The 3,184-nt window shown below is 68.2% G+C and carries 2 protein-coding genes; both read right to left on the bottom strand.

The features are described from left to right. Positions 1 to 336: 336 nt before the first annotated feature. On the bottom strand, positions 337 to 1,551 hold the full coding sequence (locus ACY5KJ_RS19115; protein ID WP_462204018.1) for a beta-ketoacyl-[acyl-carrier-protein] synthase family protein: 1,215 nt from the start codon (positions 1,549 to 1,551) through the stop codon (positions 337 to 339). 462 nt (positions 1,552 to 2,013) lie between these two features. Next, positions 2,014 to 3,012 (bottom strand): adenosyl-hopene transferase HpnH, encoded by a 999-nt coding sequence (hpnH, locus tag ACY5KJ_RS19110; protein ID WP_462204017.1) that lies wholly within the window; start codon positions 3,010 to 3,012, stop codon positions 2,014 to 2,016. Positions 3,013 to 3,184 lie beyond the last annotated feature (172 nt).

Below are 3,184 nucleotides of genomic sequence, written 5' to 3'. Positions count from 1 at the left end.
GTCCACCACCGCGGACCGGCTACTGACCCTCCTCAACCGCAACGACGGCTACGACGACGACGTCACCCTCCTCCTCGCCCACGCCCGATAAGATCATTACGGGTTCTCCTAGCCTCAACCATCGACGGCTGACACCTTCGGATCACAGCCGCATCTGGGTGACCTTCTCAACCCCGCTCTAGATCATGAAGGACGGCAAGGTGTCTTCGCCGTTCCCTTGCTGGAAGAAATGATCGGCAATGGTCAGTAATGGGAAGTGAGGCCTCTGGGCGGGCGGAAACACGACGGGGGCCGGAGCGCGTTCGAGTCCAGCCAGGCGTGGCCGGCGCGGCCGGTTCAGGGGGCGGTGAACGCCAGGGAGACATTGTGCCCACCGAAGCCGAAGGCGTTGGCCACGGCGGCGCGGACGGTCTCGTGGCGGGCCTGTCCGGACACGACGTCGAGCTTGATCGCCGGGTCGAGCCGGTCAAGGTTGCGTACCGGGGGTATGACGCCGTCGCGGATGCTGAGCACCGTGGCGATGGCGCCCACCGCGCCGGCGGCGCCGAGCATGTGCCCGGTCATCGACTTGGTGGCCGTGACCGCCGGATGGGTGCCGATCGTCTGAGTGATCGCCTCGGCCTCCAAGGGGTCACCGACGGGGGTAGAGGTGGCGTGGGCGTGTACGAGGCCGATATCGGTGGGGGTGAGGCCGGCGCCGGACAGTGCGGCCTCGATGGCCCTGCGCTGCCCGGCGGGGTCGGCGGTGACGATGTCGAGGGCGTCGGAGTTGGTGGCCGCGCCGGCGGCGACGGCGTACACGCGGGCGCCGCGGGCGGCGGCGAACCCGGCCCGTTCCAGGACCAGCAGGCCGGCGCCCTCGCCGAGCACGAAACCGTCACGGTCGGCGTCGAAGGGCCGGGAGGCGGCTGCCGGGTCGTCGTGCCGGGTCGACAGGGCCTTCATCTGCGCGAACGCTGCCAGCGGCAGCGTGTCGACCGGCGCCTCGACGCCGCCGGCGACCACGACGTCGGCCAGCCCGTGTTGGATCATCTCCATACCGGTGGCGATCGCCTCGGCGCCGGACGCGCAGGCGCTGACCGGGGTGCGGGCGCCGGCCTTCGCACCGAGGTCGATGCTCACCCACGCCGCCGGGCCGTTGGGCATCAGCATGATCACCGTTTGAGGGGATATCCGGCGCGCACCGGCCTGCTCCAGGATGCGGTGCTGGCCCAGGGTGGACTGCACCCCGCCGTAACCGGTGCCGATGACGACCGCGAGCCGTTTGGGAGCGACCTCGGGGGATCCCGCGTCCGCCCATGCCTGCCGGGCGGTGACGATCGCCATCTGTTCACCGCGGTCGAGCTTGCGGCTGTCCTTGCGCGGCAGCGTTGCCGCGGGGTCGACGGGCAGCCGGGCGGCGAGTCGGACCGGCAGCTCCCGCGCCCATTCGTCTTCGATCACCGCGACACCCGAGGCACCCGCGACCAGCCCGTCCCAGGTGGCGGCGAGGTTGCCGCCGAGTGGAGTCATCGCACCGAGACCCGTCACCACGATCTTGTCGTAAACCACTAATTACCCCTTCCCGTCACGATGAGGGCGGAACGCCAGAAAGGCGGTTCCGATCCTTGCTCCGGATCACCTTCCCAGCTCGGGGCGCGGTCTGGACAGCTCCGCCGCTACCGATGTCGGCGGCCAGGTGTTGTGGGAACCCTACAAAGACCCGCGAGCCCTACGATGGCGAGACGGGCGCCGCCGCGGCCCACGACGCCGGACCGGCGAGGGGACGGTGGGTGAGTGTCGGGGTGCAGGTAGTCATAATTGGGTCATAATGCGGTTTCGGGTCGGATCCCGCTTATGCCGCTCTTCCCGTTATGCCGCTCTTCCCGGCGTATCCGAGCCGGGGGTGTCTGGTGGAGGACCTCGGTGCGGCGGCCGTCGCCCTCCGGCCGGAGGGCGACGGCCGCCGCACCGAGGTCGTTTCCCGGGGCTGGCCGGTGATCCGGGGGCTGGCCGGTGGTCCCGGGGCCGGTCTCAGCGGGCCGCGCGGATGGATTCCCGCAGGGAGGACAGGGTCGCCGCGAGGGCGGTCGGTTCGTAGCCGCAGTGTGCCATGCAGTTCGCGCAGCGCGGGTCGCGGCCTCGTCCGTAGGCCTCCCAGTCGGTGGTGTCAAGGAGTTCCTGGTAGGTCCTGGCGTAGCCGTCGCCCATCAGATAGCACGGCTTCTGCCAGCCGTACAGGGAGTAGGACGGAATTCCCCAGGCCGTGCACGGGAAGTCGATCTTTCCTTCGAGGAAGTCCAGAAACAGGGGGGAGTGGTTGATCCGCCAGTTCTTGCGGCGGCCGTCGGCGAACGCCTTGCGGAACAGTTCCTGGGTTTCCTTGACCCCGAGGAAGCTGTCCTGGTCGGGGGCTTTCTCGTAGGCGTAGGCGGGGGAGAGCATCATCCCGTCGACGTTGAGGTCGTTGTTGAGGAAGTCCAACACCTCGATCACGGTCTGGGGGGTGTCGGTGTTGAAGAACGTGGTGTTCGTGGTGACGCGGAAGCCGCGGCGCTGCGCCTCTTTGATGTTGTCCACGGCCTGGGCGAACACGCCCGGCTTGGCCACGGACTTGTCGTGGCGTTCCTCGAGGCCATCGATGTGTACCGCGAAGGACAGGTACGGTGACGGGCGCAGCTTGTCGATCTTGCGTGGGATCAGGAGGGCGTTCGTGCACAGGTAGATGAACTCCTTACGTTTCACCAGGCCTGCCACGATGTCTTCGATCTGCGGGTGCATCAGCGGTTCGCCGCCTGCCAGGCACACCACGGGGGCGCCGCACTCGTCGACGGCGGCGAGCGCCTGCTCGACGGGCATGCGCTGTTTCAGCACGTCCGCGGGATGTTGGATCTTGCCGCAGCCCTCGCAGGCGAGGTTACATGCGAACGGGGGTTCGAGTTCGAGGGTGATCGGGAACTTGTCCCGCCTGGCGAGTTTCTGCTTGAGGAGATAAGCGCCGATCCTGATTGCCTGGCGCCGCGGAATGGCCATTTTCACCCTCCTGCTGTTGGTCTTCGGTCGCCTGGTGGGTGGAGTCGCGATGCCGCGCTGTTCCGGTCAGTGACTGTTCCGGTCAGTGTAGGCGTGTGGTGCGGAGCTGGTGGATTCGGCGTGGGTCGGAGTGGGCGTGGGGTGGAACTGAGGTGGGTGTCCGGTTTGGGGG

The organism is Frankia sp. CcWB3 (genome assembly GCF_977927595.1).
This window is presented reverse-complemented; position numbering and strand designations above follow the sequence as displayed.